The sequence below is a fragment of the Actinospongiicola halichondriae genome, from assembly GCF_049103745.1.
In the GTDB taxonomy this organism is placed as follows: Bacteria; Actinomycetota; Acidimicrobiia; order Acidimicrobiales; family Salinilacustritrichaceae; genus Salinilacustrithrix; species Salinilacustrithrix halichondriae.
Genome location: NZ_CP171622.1, coordinates 683,230 through 700,954, shown reverse-complemented (window position 1 = coordinate 700,954; position 17,725 = coordinate 683,230). Strand labels below are relative to the sequence as shown.

The 17,725-nt window shown below is 69.7% G+C and carries 17 protein-coding genes; 6 read left to right on the top strand and 11 right to left on the bottom strand.

All coding sequences use genetic code 11. From position 1 onward, the window contains the following. Positions 1-7: 7 nt before the first annotated feature. From AB8619_RS03580 to AB8619_RS03555, 6 genes are read right to left on the bottom strand one after another with little or no spacing between them, the layout of a single operon-like run. On the bottom strand, positions 8-1,396 hold the full coding sequence (locus AB8619_RS03580) for a carotenoid oxygenase family protein (protein WP_436795086.1): 1,389 nt from the start codon (positions 1,394-1,396) through the stop codon (positions 8-10). A gap of 40 nt (positions 1,397-1,436) precedes the next feature. After that, positions 1,437-2,402 (bottom strand): amidohydrolase family protein, encoded by a 966-nt coding sequence (locus tag AB8619_RS03575; RefSeq protein ID WP_436795085.1) that lies wholly within the window; start codon positions 2,400-2,402, stop codon positions 1,437-1,439. Continuing rightward, a complete protein-coding gene (locus AB8619_RS03570; RefSeq protein ID WP_436795084.1) occupies positions 2,399-3,556 on the bottom strand; it encodes a cytochrome P450 in 1,158 nt (385 codons plus the stop codon). The genes AB8619_RS03575 and AB8619_RS03570 overlap by 4 nt, the downstream gene beginning before the upstream one ends. Further along, positions 3,553-4,212 (bottom strand): ThuA domain-containing protein, encoded by a 660-nt coding sequence (locus tag AB8619_RS03565; protein ID WP_436795083.1) that lies wholly within the window; start codon positions 4,210-4,212, stop codon positions 3,553-3,555. Before AB8619_RS03565 ends, AB8619_RS03570 begins: the two co-directional genes overlap by 4 nt. Further along, complete coding sequence (locus tag AB8619_RS03560) at positions 4,209-4,946, bottom strand: SDR family NAD(P)-dependent oxidoreductase (protein ID WP_436795082.1); 738 nt, start codon at positions 4,944-4,946, stop codon at positions 4,209-4,211. The genes AB8619_RS03565 and AB8619_RS03560 overlap by 4 nt, the downstream gene beginning before the upstream one ends. After that, positions 4,943-6,271, bottom strand: coding sequence for an amidohydrolase family protein (locus tag AB8619_RS03555; RefSeq protein WP_436795081.1), 1,329 nt, complete (start codon positions 6,269-6,271; stop codon positions 4,943-4,945). The genes AB8619_RS03560 and AB8619_RS03555 overlap by 4 nt, the downstream gene beginning before the upstream one ends. A gap of 57 nt (positions 6,272-6,328) precedes the next feature. Here AB8619_RS03555 and AB8619_RS03550 point away from each other — a divergent pair, with 57 nt between their 5' ends. Beyond that, the gene (locus AB8619_RS03550) at positions 6,329-7,069 is read left to right on the top strand and encodes an SDR family oxidoreductase (RefSeq protein WP_436795080.1); all 741 of its coding nucleotides are present in this window, start codon (positions 6,329-6,331) and stop codon (positions 7,067-7,069) included. Between the two features lie 22 nt (positions 7,070-7,091). On the opposite strand, the gene AB8619_RS03545 is transcribed toward AB8619_RS03550, so the two are convergent. Next, a complete protein-coding gene (locus AB8619_RS03545; RefSeq protein WP_436795079.1) occupies positions 7,092-8,300 on the bottom strand; it encodes an aromatic ring-hydroxylating oxygenase subunit alpha in 1,209 nt (402 codons plus the stop codon). Positions 8,301-8,374: 74 nt separating this feature from the next. Between AB8619_RS03545 and AB8619_RS03540 the strand changes: the two genes are divergently transcribed. Beyond that, complete coding sequence (locus tag AB8619_RS03540; RefSeq protein ID WP_436795078.1) at positions 8,375-10,078, top strand: carotenoid oxygenase family protein; 1,704 nt, start codon at positions 8,375-8,377, stop codon at positions 10,076-10,078. A 676-nt stretch (positions 10,079-10,754) separates the two neighbouring features. Here AB8619_RS03540 and AB8619_RS03535 read toward each other — a convergent pair. After that, positions 10,755-11,573 (bottom strand): hypothetical protein, encoded by an 819-nt coding sequence (locus AB8619_RS03535; RefSeq protein WP_436795077.1) that lies wholly within the window; start codon positions 11,571-11,573, stop codon positions 10,755-10,757. Between the two features lie 54 nt (positions 11,574-11,627). On the opposite strand from AB8619_RS03535, the gene AB8619_RS03530 reads away from it, so the two are divergent. Then, complete coding sequence (locus tag AB8619_RS03530; RefSeq protein WP_436795076.1) at positions 11,628-13,160, top strand: AMP-binding protein; 1,533 nt, start codon at positions 11,628-11,630, stop codon at positions 13,158-13,160. 47 nt (positions 13,161-13,207) lie between these two features. Then, positions 13,208-13,786 carry a TetR/AcrR family transcriptional regulator gene (locus tag AB8619_RS03525; protein ID WP_436795075.1) on the top strand — a complete coding sequence of 193 codons (579 nt, stop codon included), beginning with the start codon at positions 13,208-13,210 and terminating at the stop codon, positions 13,784-13,786. Here the strand turns inward: AB8619_RS03525 and AB8619_RS03520 are convergent. Both AB8619_RS03520 and AB8619_RS03515 read right to left on the bottom strand, forming a co-directional pair. Continuing rightward, on the bottom strand, positions 13,764-14,078 hold the full coding sequence (locus AB8619_RS03520) for a hypothetical protein (RefSeq protein ID WP_436795074.1): 315 nt from the start codon (positions 14,076-14,078) through the stop codon (positions 13,764-13,766). The two genes, AB8619_RS03525 and AB8619_RS03520, sit on opposite strands and share 23 nt — an antisense overlap. A 33-nt stretch (positions 14,079-14,111) precedes the next feature. Then, positions 14,112-14,414: a hypothetical protein gene (locus AB8619_RS03515; RefSeq protein WP_436795073.1), complete on the bottom strand. Its 303-nt coding sequence runs from the start codon at positions 14,412-14,414 to the stop codon at positions 14,112-14,114. A gap of 89 nt (positions 14,415-14,503) precedes the next feature. Here AB8619_RS03515 and AB8619_RS03510 point away from each other — a divergent pair, with 89 nt between their 5' ends. Further along, on the top strand, positions 14,504-15,439 hold the full coding sequence (locus tag AB8619_RS03510) for a PD-(D/E)XK nuclease family protein (protein WP_436795072.1): 936 nt from the start codon (positions 14,504-14,506) through the stop codon (positions 15,437-15,439). A 16-nt stretch (positions 15,440-15,455) separates the two neighbouring features. Here AB8619_RS03510 and AB8619_RS03505 read toward each other — a convergent pair whose 3' ends face one another. After that, positions 15,456-16,739, bottom strand: coding sequence for an MFS transporter (locus AB8619_RS03505; RefSeq protein WP_436795071.1), 1,284 nt, complete (start codon positions 16,737-16,739; stop codon positions 15,456-15,458). Positions 16,740-16,834: 95 nt separating this feature from the next. Between AB8619_RS03505 and AB8619_RS03500 the strand changes: the two genes are divergently transcribed. Continuing rightward, positions 16,835-17,722: a lysophospholipid acyltransferase family protein gene (locus AB8619_RS03500; RefSeq protein ID WP_436795070.1), complete on the top strand. Its 888-nt coding sequence runs from the start codon at positions 16,835-16,837 to the stop codon at positions 17,720-17,722. The last annotated feature ends 3 nt before the right edge of the window (positions 17,723-17,725 follow it).

The following is a 17,725-nucleotide window of genomic DNA, read 5'->3' as shown; positions in this document are numbered from 1 at the left end:
CCCCCGCTCAGTTCGCGAGCCACGAGCCGTGGAATCCGAAGGGCGCCCGTCGCGGGAGGTGGATCGTCGCGACCGGTCCGGCAGACGGATCGTGGGCGTCGAGCACGACCACGTCGCTCTTGTCGGTGGCGGCGTCGTGGACATAGCTGAGGAGCCAGCCGTCGTCCTCGGCGGTGCCGTCGGGGTCGGCGGCGAAGATCGTCTCGCCGGTGGTCCGTCCCGGGCCGTGCACGTAGGACGACTTGGCGCCTGTCGCCATCTCGATCCTGCTGACCATGTCGAAGGTCCCGCCGCCGTGTTCGGGGAACGTCGACCATCCGGTCAGGTAGCCGATGTCGTTCGGCAGTCCCGTCCGCCGCTCGTCGATCCGAGGGAAGTCTGCGTGGTCGTCGTCGAGCTGTTCCTGCTTGGCGACGCCGGTCGACGGATCGATGGTCCAGCGAGTCAGGTTCGGGAGGACGAGATCGCCCCGACCCCGCTCGTCGAGACCCATCTCGAGACGGGCCTGACGACACCCGTCGAGGATGATCCGTCCGTCGAGCTCGTAGGCGTTGAGGAAGTGGAAGACGTAACCCGGCTCGGTGTCGTACCACCGCATCGACGACGGACCCGTGGCCCGGTCGAACACGCCCAGGCGGGTTCCGCGCTCGGGACGCCAGTTGAACATCTCGCCACCCTCGAGGGCGGCGTGCAGGTCGAAGATCGCCGGCGCATCGAGGAAGATCACGTGGTTCTGCGTGACCGCGAAGTCGTGCATCATCACCGAGTCGGGCAGGTCGATCTCGGCCTTCTCGACCAGGACGCCCTGGGCATCGAGTCGGTAGAAGGTGAGGTACGGCGGCACGAGGCCGTAGCCGAAGAACAGCAGCTCGCCCGTCTCGGGGTCCTCGTGCGGATGGGCCGTCATGGTCCCGTTGAGTTGGCCGTCGAAGTCGAAGGGCCCCACGGTGTCGAGTTCGGGGGTGATCTCGTGCGGGAGGCCCACCTCCCACAGCGCCATGATGCGGTCGGCATGGCGGATGACGTGGGTGTTGGCCACGTTCTTCACGTGACCGACCTCGTCACGGACTTCCTGCTCGGCACCGCCGACGTCGACCATGCCACCGAAGCACGACTTGCCGACACGACGTTCGGCCTCGAACCCTGCGGTCCGGACGTACCGGTTGCGGTACCGACGGGCCTTGCCGTCGCGGAGCCACAGCCCGTGGAGCATGCCGTCGCCGTCGAAGAGGTGGTAGTCGCCCCGCGGTGGGAACTGCGGGTTCGGCCCGTTGCGCAGGAACAACCCGTCGAGCGCCTCCGGGATCTGCCCGGTGACCGTGAGGTCCTCGAGATCGACCTCGTCGTCCACGGGCGCGAGCGCACCGGTCAGGTATGGATTCTCCCCCGTTGCCATTCGACCGACTTTACAGTGTTTAGCGATCGTGGGCAATGAGCTACAGGCGCAGGAGGCGCTCCGCGTTGTCGGCGAGCACCGCAGGGTCGACCCCGTAGGCGTGTGGGCCGGTGTCGTCCCAACCGGCGAAGTTGGTCCCGAGCACGATCCGGGCGGTGCCGACGGTGCCCACGAGGGCGGTCGCGGCGACTGCTCCCCCGACGTGGTTGTCGAACCACAGACGCCGGAGACCGCGGTCGACGTCGTCGGGATCGCCCGATCCACCCGGTCGGGTCGCCATCGCGTGCCGCATGCGGTCGGCGAGCATCGGCATCGATCCACCGCCGTGCGAGATGCACACGTCCAGGGCCGGGAAGCGGTCCAGCACACCGCCGCACACGAGGGCGACGACCGCGAGCCCCTCCTCGTTGGCGAAACCGCCGTACAACTCGAAGTCGTGGCGAGCGAAGCGGTCGTCGGCTCCGCCGCCCACTCCGGGCGGGGCGGGGTGGAGGAAGATCGGCACGTCGAGCGCCTCGGCCGCACACCAGATCGGATCCAACGCCGGGTCGTCGAGCGACCGCCCCACGGCGGTGCCGATGGCGAGGCCCACGATCCCCGGCAGCGCCACGGCGCGCGCCGCCTCGGTGGCGGCAGCCTCCGGCGCCTGGGCCGGGAGTTGGGCGAGACCGACCACACGGTCCTGGTGGTCGGCCACCAGCGACGACATCGCGTCGTTGTGCGCGCGGCAGAACGCGACGGCGTCGTCGACCGGAAGGCCGTGGAACCACGTCAGCGGGTTCGGTGACAACACCTGGAGGTCGACGCCGACCTCGTCCATCCGCGCGAGGCGGACGTCGAGATCCATGAAGGCCGTGCCGCGGTAGTCGACGCCGTCGAGATGCCAGTCGCCGACCGAGAAGCGCGGTCCGTCCGGCGTGTCGGTGAGGAAGGGCCCGGCCGCCCCGGCCATCCCGAAGGTGTCGGCCAGGACCGCGTGGGCGTGGACGTCGATGATGCGGGTCACGGGGTGAACACCACCGGATAGCGAGCGAAGTAGGGACGAGCCGTGTCGGGGTCGCGCTCGGGTGCATCGGACGGATCGGGAGCGCAGCCGAGTTCGAACATCCGACTCACGCTGGTCGGCACCAGCCCGCGCAGACGGTCGTTCTCGAGGATCGCTCCGGCGGCGAGCTCGGCCCCGATGCAGTGGTGCATGCCGCTGCCCAGCGAGAGACCCCACGCCGGCACGCGGTCAGGAGCCACCCGTCGTGGATCGAACGTGTCGGCGTCGTCGCCCCACACCGCTCGGTCCCGGTTCACCGCGAGCAGGTCGATGGTGACCTCGTCGCCGACCGCCAGATCCAGACCGCAGGCGAGCGAGACCGCGGCCTCGGCTCGACGGACCGCCACCGGACTCGACGGCTCGAGCCGGATGGTCTCGTTCGTGCACGCCTGGACGAAGTCGATGTCGGTGCCCAGTTCCTGATCTTCGGGATGTGCGGCGAACCACTCGAACATCTGGTGGAGCACGCGGGTGAACGCCGTCGCCGACGTGTGCGCTCCTGCCAACAGGTAGAAGGCGATCTCTCGACGGACGACCTCGTGCGGCAGATGGAGGTCGTCGTCGTTGTCGAGGAGGACGGTCAGGACGTCGCGTGGACGGTCCTCGACCGCCAGCGCCAGCCGTCGCTCGATCGACGGCGCGAGGAACTCGACGTCGAAGTCGACGAGCGCCTGCTCGACCTCGGCGCGCTTCGCCTCTCGGTCGCCGGTGTAGTGGGCCAGGGTCGCGCCCTCGATGAAGATCCGGAGATAGTCGTAGAGACGCCCGGTCTCCTCGGGCGTCCCCAACGGGCGGTCTACCCCCGCGGTCAGCGCGGCGAGGTTCATCATGAGCTGGTGTCCCAGCGAGACCAGCTCGGCATGACCGCGTTCCACGTGCGGAGCCAACGTGTCCTCGAGGATGTCGGGGAACAGTTCGCGCTCGTAGCGGACGAGCGTCTCGCGCCGGTAGAGACGGTTCTCCAACCGACGCCGGTCGCGGTGCTCGTCGCCGTGCAGGTTCACCAGCACGTCGGCCATCACGACGTCGCCGGCGTCGTAGAGGGCCTGGCGGAGGTTCCGATTGCGGAAGACCTCGATCGCAGCGTCGTGGGTCGAGACGGTGTGCATGGTCATGAGTCGGTCTCCCGGAGACGTTCGACCAGACCGCGGAGCAGGCGTCGGTGGCCGGGGTGGTCGAGTGAGCGATGGTCGTGGCCCAGGAGGTCGACGGCGACGGCCCCGGAGCCCTGGTCCCGGAATCGAGGTCGGAACCAGGCGAGCGGATGGCCACCGGCGCTCGCGGCCACGACCTCGACGCCAGGGTCGATGTCGAGGTCCTGGTAGCACTCGTCGACGACGGTGAAGTCGTGGTCGCCCGCCTGGACCTCGACCGTTCCGATCGGGGGATGCGACGAGCGACTCCAGTCCCACCGCCCGCCCACGATGCTCGCCCAACCGGGCCAGTCGTCGAAGCAGAGCAGGGCGGTGTGGATCGCCAGGATCGGGCCGCCGCCCGCGTGCCACGCCTCGATCGAGGACCGACCGGCGGGCGAGAGGGTGAACGCCTCGGCCTCCCGCACCTCGTCGTAGCGCGGGTCGGTCATCGTGAACTGCAGTGCGTTGACGGCCAGCAGGACATGACGTCCGGCGTCGAGTCGCTCCAGTCCGCCTTCCACGTCGTCGGTCGCGTCGACGCCGAGACCGAGGTCGCCGAAGGCCTGCGTGAGCGTCGCCGCCGTCGCCTCCGCCGGATGTCCGCGGCCCCCGGTGAGGAGGAGCACCTCGCTCACGTGGGCTCCTCGACTGCGGCCGGCCGGGGCAACGTCGTCAGCATCGACATCGTGACCCCACCGTCGACCAGCAGTGTCTGGCCGGTGACATAGCGCGCCTCGTCGGAAGCCAACCAGAGCGTGGCGTCGACGATGTCGCGTTCGGTGCCCAGCCGTCCGAGCGGCACCCGTCCCTCGCGCGCACGCCGCGCCTCGGCGTCGGCGTAGATCGGCGCGGACATGCCCGCGTCGATGAGACCCGGGGCGACCGCGTTGACCCGGATGTCGGGCGCCCACTCCAGCGCCATCTGCTGGGTCAACAATCCGATGGCCGCCTTGGTCGAGCCGTAGGCACCGCTCTTGGGTCCGGGAACGATGCCGTTCATCGACGAGATGTTGACGATCGCTGCGGTCGACCCTGCGGCCTGGACGGCACGGGCCACCGTGCGGGCCACGAGGAACGTGCCGGTCAGGTTCACGTCGACGACCGAGCGCCAGTCGTCCACCGACAGGTCGACCAGCGGACCGAACCGCACCAAGCCGGCGTTGTTGACCGTGATGTCCGGAGCGCCGAACTCGTCGACGACGTCGACGACCGCCGCCGCATCGGTCACGTCGGCGCGGAACGACGTGACGCCGTCGACGTCGCTCGCTTCGCGGTCGATGACACCGACCCGCCATCCACGGCGCACGCCTTCGGAGGCGATGGCCGCGCCGATGCCTGCTGCGCCGCCGGTGACGAGGAGGGAGGTCACGACTCGGCTCCGATCGTCCGCTCGCGGGTGAGGACCTCGGAGGCCCACACCGAGACCCGCTCACCGTGGATGGATTCACGCTCGGGCCAGGGCCGTTCGAGGTCGACCGGCGTGCCGCGGCTGATGACGTGCCGGAAGCGGCTCCGATCCGACAGCACCGACACGTCACGATCGGGCATGCCGTCGACGACCAGGAGGTCGGCTCGAGCACCGACGCGGATCACGCCGACCTCACCGGGCATGCGCATGGCGATCCCACCTCGCTCGGTGGCACAGCGGATCGCCTCGAGCGGGCTGAGGCCGAGTACCTCGACGAACAGTTCGATCTCGCGTGCGTGCCAGTGGCCGTACGGCGTGAGGGCGAAGCCCGACTCGCTGCCGGTGAGGAGCGGGACGCCGGCGTCGTGGGCCCGGCGCATCATCTCGCCCGTGGCCTCGATCTCACCCCGGAAGATGTCCTTCATCCCGACACCGGCACCGACGAGGTGGCCGTGGTCGGCCAGGTTCGCGAGGAAGGTGAACGTCGGGCACAACGATGCCCCGTGCTCGACCACCGCTTCGAGCGCTGTGTCGTCCATGAACGACGCGTGGAGGATGAGGTCGACACCAGCCTCCGCCGCAACCCTGGTCGACTCGGCGCTGCGACAGTGCGCCGCCACCGGCGTGTCGAGCGCGTGGGCGGTCTCACAGACAGCTCGCAACTCGTCGGCGGTCCACACCAGGAGCTCGCCGCGGTGGCGCGGGATCGAACCGGTGGCGTGGATCTTGATCCAGTCGGCGCCGTGCTTGATGTGCCGACGGGTCTCGGCGACCATCTCGGCCGTCGTGGTGACCACCTGTGCGTATCCGGCGCCGCCCTGATCGGGGATCATCCGCCCGGCCGTGCCGCCGACCGAGGTGAGGAGCGCCGACACGCCCGTGGCGATCCGTGGCCCCTCGACCACGCCGGCATCGACGGCGTCGCGCAGCGCCGGACCGATCTCGAAGATCGTGTCGGGGTCCATGACCGAGGTGACGCCGGCGCGCAGCATCTTCTGGACGTTGAAGCCGGCGACGAGCGCAGCGGTCGCGGCGCTCCGGTGGTGGAAGAGCTCGTCGTTCGAGGCCACGTCGTCGAACGTGCAGTGCACGTGGGCGTCGATCAGACCCGGCATCACGGTGAGCCCGGAGGCGTCGATCACGTCGACCGATCCGTCGTCGGCCGACGAGTCGTCGAGGCCGGGTCCGACGGCCACGATCTCGTCATCGTCGAGGAGGACGTCGGCGTCGACCGCTGGTGCACCGGTCCCGTCGATCAGGCGTCCGCCACGGATCAGGGTGGTCATCGGTCAGGCTCCCGGGGTTCGGACGTCGTGGGCCGCGGACGCATACGGTGCCCCGCCATGGATCTCGGCATCAACGGAAAGCGTGCGGCCGTGGCCGCCAGTTCGGCTGGTCTGGGCCTCGGCGTGGCGCGAGCGCTCGCCGCCGCCGGATGCAGCGTGGTCACGAACGGCCGCGATGCCGAACGACTGCACGACGCGACCGAGTCGGTCCCCGGAGGGATCCCGATCGCCGGCGACGTCGGCACGATCGAAGGTGCCACCGCGTTCGTCGACGCCGCCACCGAGGCGCTGGGTGGGATCGACATCCTGGTCACCAACGCCGGCGGGCCGCCCGCAGGGACATTCGCCACCACGCCGACCGAGGCCTATCCGGCAGCGCTGGAGCTGAACCTGCTGTCGGCAGTGGCCATGTGCGAGGGCGTCGTGCCCGCGATGCGTGCGCGCGGATGGGGCCGCATCGTCGCCATCACGTCGATCTCGGTGCGCCAGCCCATCGCCCACCTGATCCTGTCGAACACGGCACGCGCCGGACTGACCGGCTTCCTCAAGACGCTGGCCACCGAGGTCGCCGGCGACGGGGTCACGGTCAACTCGGTCCAGCCGGGTCTGCACGCCACCGACCGTCTGCGCTCGCTCGGCAGCGACCTCGACGCTCTGGCCCGCACGGTCCCGACCGGAACCGTCGGCGACCCCGACGACTTCGGTCGCGTGGCGGCATTCCTGTGCTCGGAGTCGGCGCGGTTCATCACCGGCGCCGCGATCCCGGTCGACGGGGGCAGCTACAGCGGACTGCTCTGACCCGAGCACGGTCACCGGAGGCTCAGGCCTGCTCGACGCGGCCGTCCAACGCATCGGAGACCGCGCAGCCGTCCGGCACGTCGCCGATCGCGAGATCGAGCGACCGGTGGAAGTGATGGATCAGCCGTTCGTGCCAACCGATCTGGAACGGCTGCGCGCCACGTGAGTCGACCGAGCGCTGGATGGCGTTCATGTTCGCCGTGTCCTGGGCCATGACGGTCTCGAACAGCGTCATCCGCATGAGGTGTTCCTCGAGCGGCTCACCCTCGCCCCACGCCGGGGCGAACCACACCAACTCGAGGTCGGTGGCGCGTTGGCCGTCGGGCCACATGCAGATCCAGGCGAAGGCGCCGGTGTCCATGGGAGCGACGATGTTTGGGAAGATGCCGAACGAGGTGCTCGTCTCACGCCACAGCGCGCCGACCGAGGGGTTGTCGGCTTCGGGCGACGGAGCGACGAAGGGGATCATCTCCTCCTTCTTGGCCACGGTGAGCCGCGAGTGCCCGTTGGGGAGCATCGCGACGGTGGTCCGGCGGTCGTCGTAGAGCAGCGCGGCGTTGTCCGGGTGCACCGTACGGATGTGGTACACCTCGACGAAGGCGTCGACGAGCAGCTTCCAGTTGCACTCGATGTGGTGGTTCTGGCGACCCAGGACCCGGAGCGACGAGCCGTCGATCTCGGCCATCTGCTCGGTGAGCGGACCGAGGTAGTCGGTGAGGGCCGGAGCGTCCGGGTCCTCGGTGACGAACAGGAACCCCTGCCACGACTCGCACCGCACCGGCACGAGGCCGAGGTCCGACTCGTCGAGTCCGGCGAAGGAACGCGAGTCGGGAACGGCGCGCAGTTCGCCGACGGTGTCGTAGGACCACGAGTGGTACTGACACGTCAGCCGTTTGGCCACACCGCAGTCGTCGCGCACCACGGGCGCGCCACGGTGACGACAGCTGTTGTAGAAGGCGCGGACCACGCCGTCGTGGCCGCGCACGATCAGGATCGGCGCGCCCGAGCGGGTGAACAGCCGGTAGCTGCCGGGCTCGGCGAGTTCGGATTCATGACCGGCGAACAACCACGTCCGCCCCCACAGGCGCTCCTGTTCGAGCGCGAAGAAGGCCGGGTCGCGGTACCGCTCGACCGGGATCGGCGGCACCGGCACCGCACCCTCGGGCGGTCCGGTTCGTTCCGCACCGTCGGCCAGTTCGGCACGGATGCGTTCCTCGAGCGTGGCTTCCATCAACATTCCCCTCTGGTCACTAAACAGTGTTTACTGTACGCTCCGGAAAACGTCCAGACCCGCGGAGCCTCCCGATGCCGATTCCCACGTCCCTCCTCAGCGCGAGCCCGAGCGACTTCGACCTCGAGGTCACCGCCGGCACGTGGCCGGCTGATCTCACCGGCGAGATGGTGATCAGCGGCCCGCTCCCCGACCCCGCCCTCGCCCATGGCTTCTTCGGCTTCGGGATGATGAATCGGCTGTCGCTCGCACCGGGCAAGCACGGTGCCGGGCCGGCGTCGCTGGCGTGGCGGACCAACATCATCGACTCGCCGTCGCGACGGCTCTACGAGCGCCGCCCCGAGCTGTTCGTCCCCGGCCCGACCGGCTACACCACGCCGCTCGGCCCGCCCAACATGGCCAACACCGCCCCCCTCCCCTGGGGCGACCGCCTGTTCGCGACCTGGGACGTCGGTCGTCCGAGCGAGCTCGACCCCGTCAGCCTCCAGTGGCTGGGCGACGCCGGCTCGATGGACGCCTGGGGCGGCCAGAGCATCGAGCTGGGTTCGGTGTTCCCGTTCCTCTTCACCAGCGCGCACCCCGTGGTCGACCCCGACCGCGACTGCCTGTGGACCGTGAAGCTCGTTCCCGACATGGCACGGGACTTCGCGCAGGCGCCGACCATCGTGCGTTGGGACGGTGACGGCGCCACCGCCAAGCAGTGGCCGGTCGAGGGTGCCGAGGTCGCCGGCTCGATGCACACGATCTCCCAGACCCAGAACTGGCTGATCCTGTCGGACTCCGGCAACTTCAAGGCCGACCCGGTCGCGATCTTCGGCGGCGAGAAGTCGGTGTCGATCGACGACGAGATCAGCCTCTACCTCGTTCGCAAGGAAGAGGTCGACCGCACGCCCCCCGGCCAGCCGGTCACCGCCGTTCCGTTCCGCATGGGCCCGCCCCCCGGACACTTCTACGGCCAGTGGGATGACACCGCCGGCGTGCGCGTGGTGTTCGAGCACATGGACATGCTCGACCTCGGCTTCCCCATCGGCCCGAACGACGTCGACCGCAACGGCGACCCTGTCGATCCCTCGGTCGTCGGCCTCTACTCCATGGGCCTCACGCCCGAGACGGTGTCCGAGGCCACGCTCGACCCGACCAGCTCGAAGCTCACCGACGTCGTCAGCGTGCGCGACGACTGGTCGTGGAACCTCCAGCTCTCCGCCATGGACTGGTGCACCGAAGGACTCGCCAAGCCGACGCTCCACCACGTGGCGTACCACGGGTGCCGACCCGGGGCCATCACCCGCCGGTCGCTCGACTTCTACGCCGACCGCATCGACGAATCCGCGATCCCGACCTCCGACACCCCCGGCGTGCTCGTCACCTTCGAGCGCGGGTCGCTCGAGGAGAAGTCGCGCTGGGAGTACAAGGACACCAACGACTTCATCACCTCGCCGACCTTCGCCCCGCGCCTCGATCCCGGCGGGCGCTACAAGGGCCCGAACCCCGGCGGCCACGACGGCTACGTCGTGCTCGCCGTGCAGAACGACCGCGGCTTCCGAGTCGAGATCTTCGATGCCGGCGACGTCGGGGCCGGACCGGTCGCCGTCGCGTCGGCACCGAACGGCAAGACCGTGCCGGCGCTGCTGCACGCCGCCTGGATGCCCCAGGCCGTCGACGCCGTCGACGCCGAGCGCATGTCGTTCGCAAGCGAACTCGACGACGCCGTGCTGGCGACCCTCGAGCCCGACGTCGCCCGGACCACCCGCGAGATCGCCGACGAACTGGGCGGCTGACCCACGTCCCTCGGGGTCTTGAACTCGACGTCGTGGGCGTCGGGGGCCGACGGCTGTGACGTTGAGTTCGCCGTGCAGAGCGCCGTTGCCGGTTCTTCGGCGACGGGTGTCGCTCCGACACTGCACGCAGCCACCACCACCGAGCGACACCTGGAACAGTCGACCGATTCCTCGTCGTCTGAGTTGCGCTGGTGCAACTCAGACGACGAAGAACGGCAGGCTCTCGCCGATCCGGCCCGACTGCCGGATCGGGGATGACCGTCCGCACACCGAGTTGGGAATCGCGAGCCGGTGTCCGCGTCGAGGCCGGTCGGATCGAGGCCACCATCCCACGGACTGCCGGGTCTTGAGTGGCCCCGAGATAGGTCAGCCGCACCAAGCGCTCGGCACCGTCCTTCTGCCGCGCTGCCCCAGCCGGACGCACCTGCGATATCGGCACCTCGGTGCGGGTTCTCCGTTCCGGGTTGCGATTCCACTCACCAGCGCGCGGAATCGAAGCCCAGAACGGATCGCCACTGGTTCTGGGTTGCGATTCCCTTCACGGGCGCGCGGATCCGCAACCCAGAGTCAATCCGGGCCGTACCGAGTGCCGGTTCTTCGGCGCCGCCGCAAGGACGCCGATGAGCGCCTGTCACTCAGCGCCCCAGCCCACCGAGCGCCAGCGTGCGACTTCCGGTCAGCGACGGGCGAGTTCGTCGACGTTGGCCCACGGCGACACGACGAACTCGATGGCCTGGCGGAACACCAGGACGTGCACCGGGGTCGGTTCGACGTAGGCCGCCCACGCCGATCCATCGGTGAGGGTCACCGATGGCGGGTCGACGAGGATCTGGTCGGGCGCAGCGAGGCCGGCGTCGTAGAAGGTGCGGTCGTGGATGCCGTTGCGCCAGTAGATGTCGTCGTTCGCCGTCGTCCACTCCGGAGCGCTGGCAACGATCGGGGCATCGGACGGCACCGTGAACGACGCGTCGAACGACGCTCCTTCGGGGCCGATCGCCATCGTCACCTCGTCGCCGTCGCGCCGATGCTCGACCCGCGACGCGGGGGTGATGACGTCGACCGGGTCCATGGAACGGCCGCTCGATCGGGCGTCGACGACCAGGTAGCGGGGCACGCCGTTCTCGTCCTCGACGTAGACCGACCACTCGGCCCGCAGACCATTGGTGATGCCCGACACCCGGTACACGTTGAGCGTGAGCAGGTACTCGGGCGCGTCGTCGGCGAGGCAGCGGATGGGTGCCAGCGCGGTCCCCTCGGGGAGTTCGAGATCGGCGAGCAGTCGGTCGCACTCGGCATCGCGGATGCGGAACACGAAGTACACCGACGGCGGATCGTTCTCGACCGTGAACCGCACCAGCGGCGCCTCGCGGCCGATGGCGATCATCACGGCAGAGCGCAACGCCATCTGCGCGTAGAGGAAGCGCCGGAGCGCACGTCGTCCGAGGAGTCCGCGTCGGGACAGGGAGTGCGGGCGTCGTCCGCCGAGTGCAGCCATCCAGCGAGTAAACACTGTTTACCTGGAACGGTCAATCGGGCTAGCGTCCGGGACATGAGCCTGCTCCTGGGGGACTTCGCCACCGACCGACCCGAGGCGGTGGCGTTGATCGACGACCGGCGACGGGTCACGTGGGCCGAGCTCGACCGCCGCGTCGACCAGGTCCGGCAGGCGCTGGCCGGCCGCGGCCTGGGCGAGGGCAGCACCGTCGCTGTCATGGCGGGCAACCAGATCGAACTCTTCGAGCTGACGCTGGCCTGCATCCAGTCGGGGATCCTCGTCGTCCCGGTCAACTGGCACGCCGTGGCCGACGAGGTCCGCTACATCCTCGACGACGCTGGAGCCGACGCCTTCGTCGTCGACGAGCGCTGGATCGACGTCGCCATCGGCGCCGGCGCACCGGCCGTTTCGATCGTCATCGGCGCCGACGCACCCGAGGGTTTCGAGACCTGGAAGGCGTTCACCGACGTCGATGCTTCGACGACGCCCGAGCCCATCCGCGGCGGCGTGATGTTCTACACGTCGGGCACCACCGGCAAGCCCAAGGGCGTCCGCGGGTCGCTCGCCGGCGTCGGTGGCGACGCTGCCATGTGGCAACTGCTCGCCGGGTCGACCTCGATGTTCAGCCTCGCCGAGGACGAGCCCGTGTACGCGCTGGCCGGACCCGTCTACCACTCGGCCCAGTGGGTGTTCGCCTACTTCTCGCTGCTGTCGGGTGCAACGGTCACCATGCAGCACGCCTTCGACCCCGAGTCGCTCCTGGCGATGATCGAACGCGAACGGGTGACCAACTCGTTCCTCGTACCGACGCAGTTCACCCGACTCCTCCGTCTCGATGACGACGTACGATCGCGGTACGACACGTCGAGCCTCGTGGCCGTGCACCACGGCGGCGCCCCGTGTTCTCCGCGCGTGAAGCGGGCCATGATCGACTGGCTCGGGCCGGTCGTGTGGGAGTTCTACGGCGGCACCGAGGGCGGGTTCATCTCGATGATCTCGGCCGAGGAATGGCTGGAACGACCGACCAGTGTCGGGCGGATCGTGCCGATCGTCGAGGTCTTCGTGACCGACGACGACGGAGTCCGTGTCGGCCCGAACGTGCCCGGGAACCTGTGGTTCAAGAGCATCATGGGAACGAGCTTCGAGTACCACAACGCCCCCGAGAAGACGGCCGACGCCCACCTCGAACCGGGCGTCGCCACACTGGGCGACATCGGCTACTTCGACGACGAGGGCTTCCTCCACCTGTCGGACCGCAAGATCGACATGATCATCTCCGGCGGCGTCAACATCTACCCGGCCGAGATCGAGACCGTGCTCTCCGATCACCCGAGCGTCGACGACGCTGCGGTGTTCGGCATCCCCGACGACGAGTTCGGCGAATCGGTGCTGGCGATCGTCGAAGCGCCGAACGCTCCAGAGGGTCTCGCCGACGAGTTGGACCAGCGGTGTCGCGAACTGCTGGCCGGGTACAAGCGTCCGCGACGCATCGAGGTCGTCGATGAGCTGCCCCGCAGCGAAGTGGGCAAGGTCGCCAAGCGCGATCTCCGCGCTCCCTACTGGGCCGAGGCCGACCGCTCCATCTGAACGGCGATCTGTCCGGACCACCGTCTAAACGCCGTAAACTCGCGGGCGTGACCGACCCCGGCCTCTCTCGCGAACGCATCGTCGACGTCGCCGAACGCATCGTTCGGTCTGACGGGGTGGAAGCGCTCGGGCTGCGTGGGCTGGGCCGCGAACTCGGGGTGACGGCACCGGCGCTGTACGGCTACGTCGAGAATCTCGAGGATCTCCGACGCGCGCTGGCCGAGCGCCAGTTCGGCGCACTCATGGCTCGCTTCGACGAGGTCGCCGCACAGGATCCGGCCGAGCGGGTCCGCGCCCTGAGCCGGGCCTACATCGACTACTCACTGGACGAACCGAACCTGTTCAAGGTGCTGTTCCTGTATCCGCCCGACGTGGGCGGCACCGGGGTCGAGCACGAACTCCCCATGGCGACCAAGGTGTTCCTGGCCGCCGCCGAGCCCCTGGAACGCGGGATCGCGTCGGGCGAGTTCGCGGCGACGGACGCCGCTGCGGCGTCGTTGGCCGTGTGGGCGGCGGTGCACGGGTGTGCGACCGCGTTGAGCCTCGACTTCGGTTTCGATCAGACGGGCGTCGACCGCCTGGTCGACGACGTCCTCGACATGGTCATCGCCGGTCTTCGGGGCTGACGGCCACGAACCCGTCGAGTTCGCCGTCGCCCCGGAACAGGTGGCGATGGCCGTCGGAGAACCGCAGGATCGCCGGGCCTCGCAGGCAGGTCCCGTCAGCGATCTCGAATGCGAGCTCGTGGCGAGCTTGGGCGACGGGCACCCCACGGTCGGTGTGGATCTGCGCCTCCCAGTCGGTGGGCGCCGGATCCGATGCGCCGTCGCGGAGGACCACGAAGACATCGGCGTAGGAGAAGTCGACCGGCACCCCGTCGAGGTCGGCATGGCTGGCGATGATCCGGTACGACTCCATGGCCGTCCGACGCTACGCGACCGATCCCGGCGTTCATGCCGCCAGGACCTCGTCGCGTTCGAGCGCCGACCACAGCGCCGTCCGGCACCGGATCGCCTCACGACCCTCGAGGTGGTTGACGAGCACGATGCCGTCGATGAGGTCGGCGAGGACATTGGTCCACGGTCGGTCGGCCACGACGACGGCGATGGTGACCCCGCGACGCGTGCGGCGCACCGTGCGGACGGCCGTGGGCGAGCGGGGCGGACTGCGGAACATCGGCACGTCGAGACCCTGGAGACGCGACGACTCGCTGAGCGTGCGGACCGCGTGGGCGAAGGCGAGCGTGGAGGACATCGGGACCATCATCCCCACGCCCGGTGACAAGAACTCCGGGGCTGGGCCCGAAGGGATTCCTGTCACCCCCCTCGTGCGATCGTCTCCCCATGAGCGAACCCACCACCTCCACGCTCGAGTACCGACCGGCGCAGCAGCGGGTCATCGACCTGCTCGGGCGACACCACGACGACGCCCCCGACCTCGGCCCCGAGATCGCCACCGAGCTCCGCGCCGAACTCGAGGAGCGCCTGGCCGACGTCAGCACGCTGATCCCGGACGGTGCCGACCTGTGGGTCGGCAAGACCCCCCTGGCTGCGTTCAACGCGTGCCCGGGCCGGTGGCAGGCCCAGCTCGACACGCCCTTCTCCTGGAGCATCCCGGCGGTGCGCGGCACCGTGAGCCACAAGGCCATCGAGTTGACGCTGAACTGGCGCGGGCCCGTGGAACCCGGCCGAGCGGTCGACGCCGCGATCGACCACCTCCTCGAGGACGAGTACGGCTCGGCCGGCACGTTCCTGCGGACCCTCACGACCGTCGACCTCGCCGAACTGCGCAGCGCCTCGGTCGACCTGGTGACCGCGTTCGAGGAGTGCTTCCCACCCCTGAAGCCGCGCTGGCGACCGGTCATCGACGGCCGCAGCCGGGCCGACCTCTGCGGCGGCCGGATCGTGCTGTCGGGTCGACCCGACCTGACGCTCGGCCAGGCGCTGCGCGCCGGGAAGGTGATCATCGACCTCAAGACCGGGAGCGCGCATCCGCACCACGTCGACGACCTGCGCTTCTACGCGCTCATCGACACCTTGCGCATCGGCCTCCCGCCACGCCGACTCGCCACCATGTACCTCGACTCCGGCCAACCCGTCGCCGAGACGGTCACTGCCGGCGTCCTCGAGGCCGCGACCGAACGGGTCGTCCGGACGGTCACCGCCATGATCGAGACGCGATGGGGCACCGCGCCCACCCGACTCCGCACCGGCGCCCACTGCTCGTGGTGTCCAGGTCGAGCGACCTGTCGACCCGGGCTCGAACGGGAGGTCACATGAGCGACCTCGTCACCGATCAGCCGAGGGCGTCGTCCCCGGCGCGGTCCATCATCTGGAACCGGCCCGATGCCCGGATGCGCAGCCACACGAGCAGGAGCCCACCGCCGGCGAGGGCGGTCACGGCCCGGACCCCCACCAGGTCGGCGATGGCTCCCTGCACCAACGAGCCGATCGGGTAGCTGCTCGTGAGTCCCATGACGTAGAGCGCGAGGACCTTCCCGCGGCGTTCCTCGGCCACCTGGACCTGGATCGTCGTGTTCAGGGTCGAGGCGACGGCGAGGTAGGCGCCGCCGGCGACGGCCAACGACACCACGGCCATCGGGAACACCGGCGACAACGCGAACGCCACCAGCGACAACGCGTAGATGGCAAGACCGCGGCCGACCAGCGTCGAGCGGAGCAGCCCGCTCCCCCGGCCGGCGACGAACGGCGTCGCCAACACGCCGCCGATGCCCAACGCGGCGCCGAGCAGGCCGTAGAGCGAGTCGCTGACGGCGAACACCTCTTCGGCGAACACGGCGAGGAGCGGGAACACGGGGCTCCCGAGGAAGCCGATCGAGGCCACGACCAGGACGCACGCAGCGATCCCCGGCATGCGCCGGATGTAGCCGACGGTCTCCTTCGTCTCCGCGAGCACCGACGATCGCTCGGCGGCCGGGTCGATCGCTGCGGGGCGGCCCGGGATCGACGCCAGCGCTCCGAGCACGGCCACGAAGGACAGGGCGTTGAGCGCGAACGCCCCCGACGGTCCGAGGGTCGCCAGCACCAGCCCTCCGAGTGCGGGGCCGAACGCCCGCGCTCCGTTGAACTGGGCGGAGTTGAGCGTGACGGCGTTCAGCAGCAGGTCGCGCGGCACGAGTTCGGAGACGAAGGCCTGCCACGAGCCGATCGCGACCCCCGAGGTGGCGCCCAGCAACGCCACCAGGACGGTGATGCTCCACGGCGCCGCCGAACCGCTGGACCACAACGCCCACAGCGCCAACGCGATCGCGGCCATCGCCGCCTGGGCGACCAGCAGCACCGATCGACGTGGGAACCGGTCGGCGATCGAGCCACCGAGCGGGCCCATCAGGACGGCGGGGAAGAACTGTGCGAACGACGCCACGCCGACCCACGTCGCCGATTCGGTCATCTGGTAGAGCACGAACGGCACCGACACGTTCTGCATCCACGACCCGCTGTTGGAGACCAGCGCCCCGATCCAGAACCGCCGGAACTCGGGGACGGCGAACGCTGCACCGGCCTCCCGGAGGCCTGGCTTGCGCGGCGCCGCCGGTGGGGTGTCGGACGCCGCAGTCACGCGGTCGACGCTATCGGCGCGTTCGACCCCGGCCGTCAGATCCCAGTCAGGAACTGGATGCCCTGCGGTTCGCGACCGACGCGTACCATCGCCTCATGGCCCGTCCCACCACCGAGGTCCCGCGCACCGGTGCGCATCTGGTCCCGGTGCCCCAGCCGGCGGCGGAACCCGACCCGCTCGAGGACCCCCGTCGCTCCGACGTCGACGAGTGGGGCCGCTCCGAACGCACCCGCGCCGCGGCCCGAGCGATGTTCCGGCCGTTCTACGAACACTGGTTCCGCGCCGAGTGGGAGGGTCTGGAGAAGATCCCGAGCGACGGCGGCGCCCTGCTGGTCGCCAACCACGCCGGCGCTCTGCCCAGCGATGCTCCGGTGATCATGCACGGGATCGAGACCGAGCTCGAGCGACCCGTCTACGGGCTGGCCGACGAGCTCTTCAAGAAGCTGCCGGTCGCCGGAACGCTGTGGTCGCGCAGCGGCGGCGTCCTCGCTCACCCCGACAACGCCTACCGCCTCCTCCGCGAGCAGAACCAGCTCGTCCTGGTGTTCCCCGAGGGCTCCAAGGGACCGGGCAAGACGTTCAACGAGCGATACCGCCTCCGCCGGTTCGGCCGGGGCGGGTTCGTCCAGATCGCGATGCGCGCCGGCGTGCCCGTCGTCCCCATCGCCGTCGTGGGCGCCGAGGAGTCGATGCCGACGCTCGCCAACCTGGCGCCGCTCGCCAAGGCGCTCGGCCTCCCCTACGCCCCCGTGACCGCCAACATGCTCACGTTCGGTTCGCTGCTCGGGCCGCTGGGTGCGGCGCTCTGGTTCCCCGCCAAGTTCAAGCTGCGGGTGCTCGACCCCGTGCACTTCGACGTGCCACCGGATCAGCCCCGGTATTCGCGCTCGAAGGTGATGGACGAGTCCGAGGCGATCCGCCAGCAGATCCAGGAAGCGCTCTACGACATGTTGCGCAAGCGCAAGTCCGTGTGGAGCGGGTGAACC

Coding starts and splice junctions, on each gene's coding strand:
- AB8619_RS03580 (WP_436795086.1), bottom strand. CDS start 1,396: ATGGCAACGGGGGAGAATCCATACCTGACCGGTGCGCTCGCGCCCGTG.
- AB8619_RS03570 (WP_436795084.1), bottom strand. CDS start 3,556: ATGACCATGCACACCGTCTCGACCCACGACGCTGCGATCGAGGTCTTC.
- AB8619_RS03555 (WP_436795081.1), bottom strand. CDS start 6,271: ATGACCACCCTGATCCGTGGCGGACGCCTGATCGACGGGACCGGTGCA.
- AB8619_RS03550 (WP_436795080.1), top strand. CDS start 6,329: ATGGATCTCGGCATCAACGGAAAGCGTGCGGCCGTGGCCGCCAGTTCG.
- AB8619_RS03545 (WP_436795079.1), bottom strand. CDS start 8,300: ATGGAAGCCACGCTCGAGGAACGCATCCGTGCCGAACTGGCCGACGGT.
- AB8619_RS03540 (WP_436795078.1), top strand. CDS start 8,375: ATGCCGATTCCCACGTCCCTCCTCAGCGCGAGCCCGAGCGACTTCGAC.
- AB8619_RS03535 (WP_436795077.1), bottom strand. CDS start 11,573: ATGGCTGCACTCGGCGGACGACGCCCGCACTCCCTGTCCCGACGCGGA.
- AB8619_RS03530 (WP_436795076.1), top strand. CDS start 11,628: ATGAGCCTGCTCCTGGGGGACTTCGCCACCGACCGACCCGAGGCGGTG.
- AB8619_RS03520 (WP_436795074.1), bottom strand. CDS start 14,078: ATGGAGTCGTACCGGATCATCGCCAGCCATGCCGACCTCGACGGGGTG.
- AB8619_RS03515 (WP_436795073.1), bottom strand. CDS start 14,414: ATGTCCTCCACGCTCGCCTTCGCCCACGCGGTCCGCACGCTCAGCGAG.
- AB8619_RS03510 (WP_436795072.1), top strand. CDS start 14,504: ATGAGCGAACCCACCACCTCCACGCTCGAGTACCGACCGGCGCAGCAG.
- AB8619_RS03500 (WP_436795070.1), top strand. CDS start 16,835: ATGGCCCGTCCCACCACCGAGGTCCCGCGCACCGGTGCGCATCTGGTC.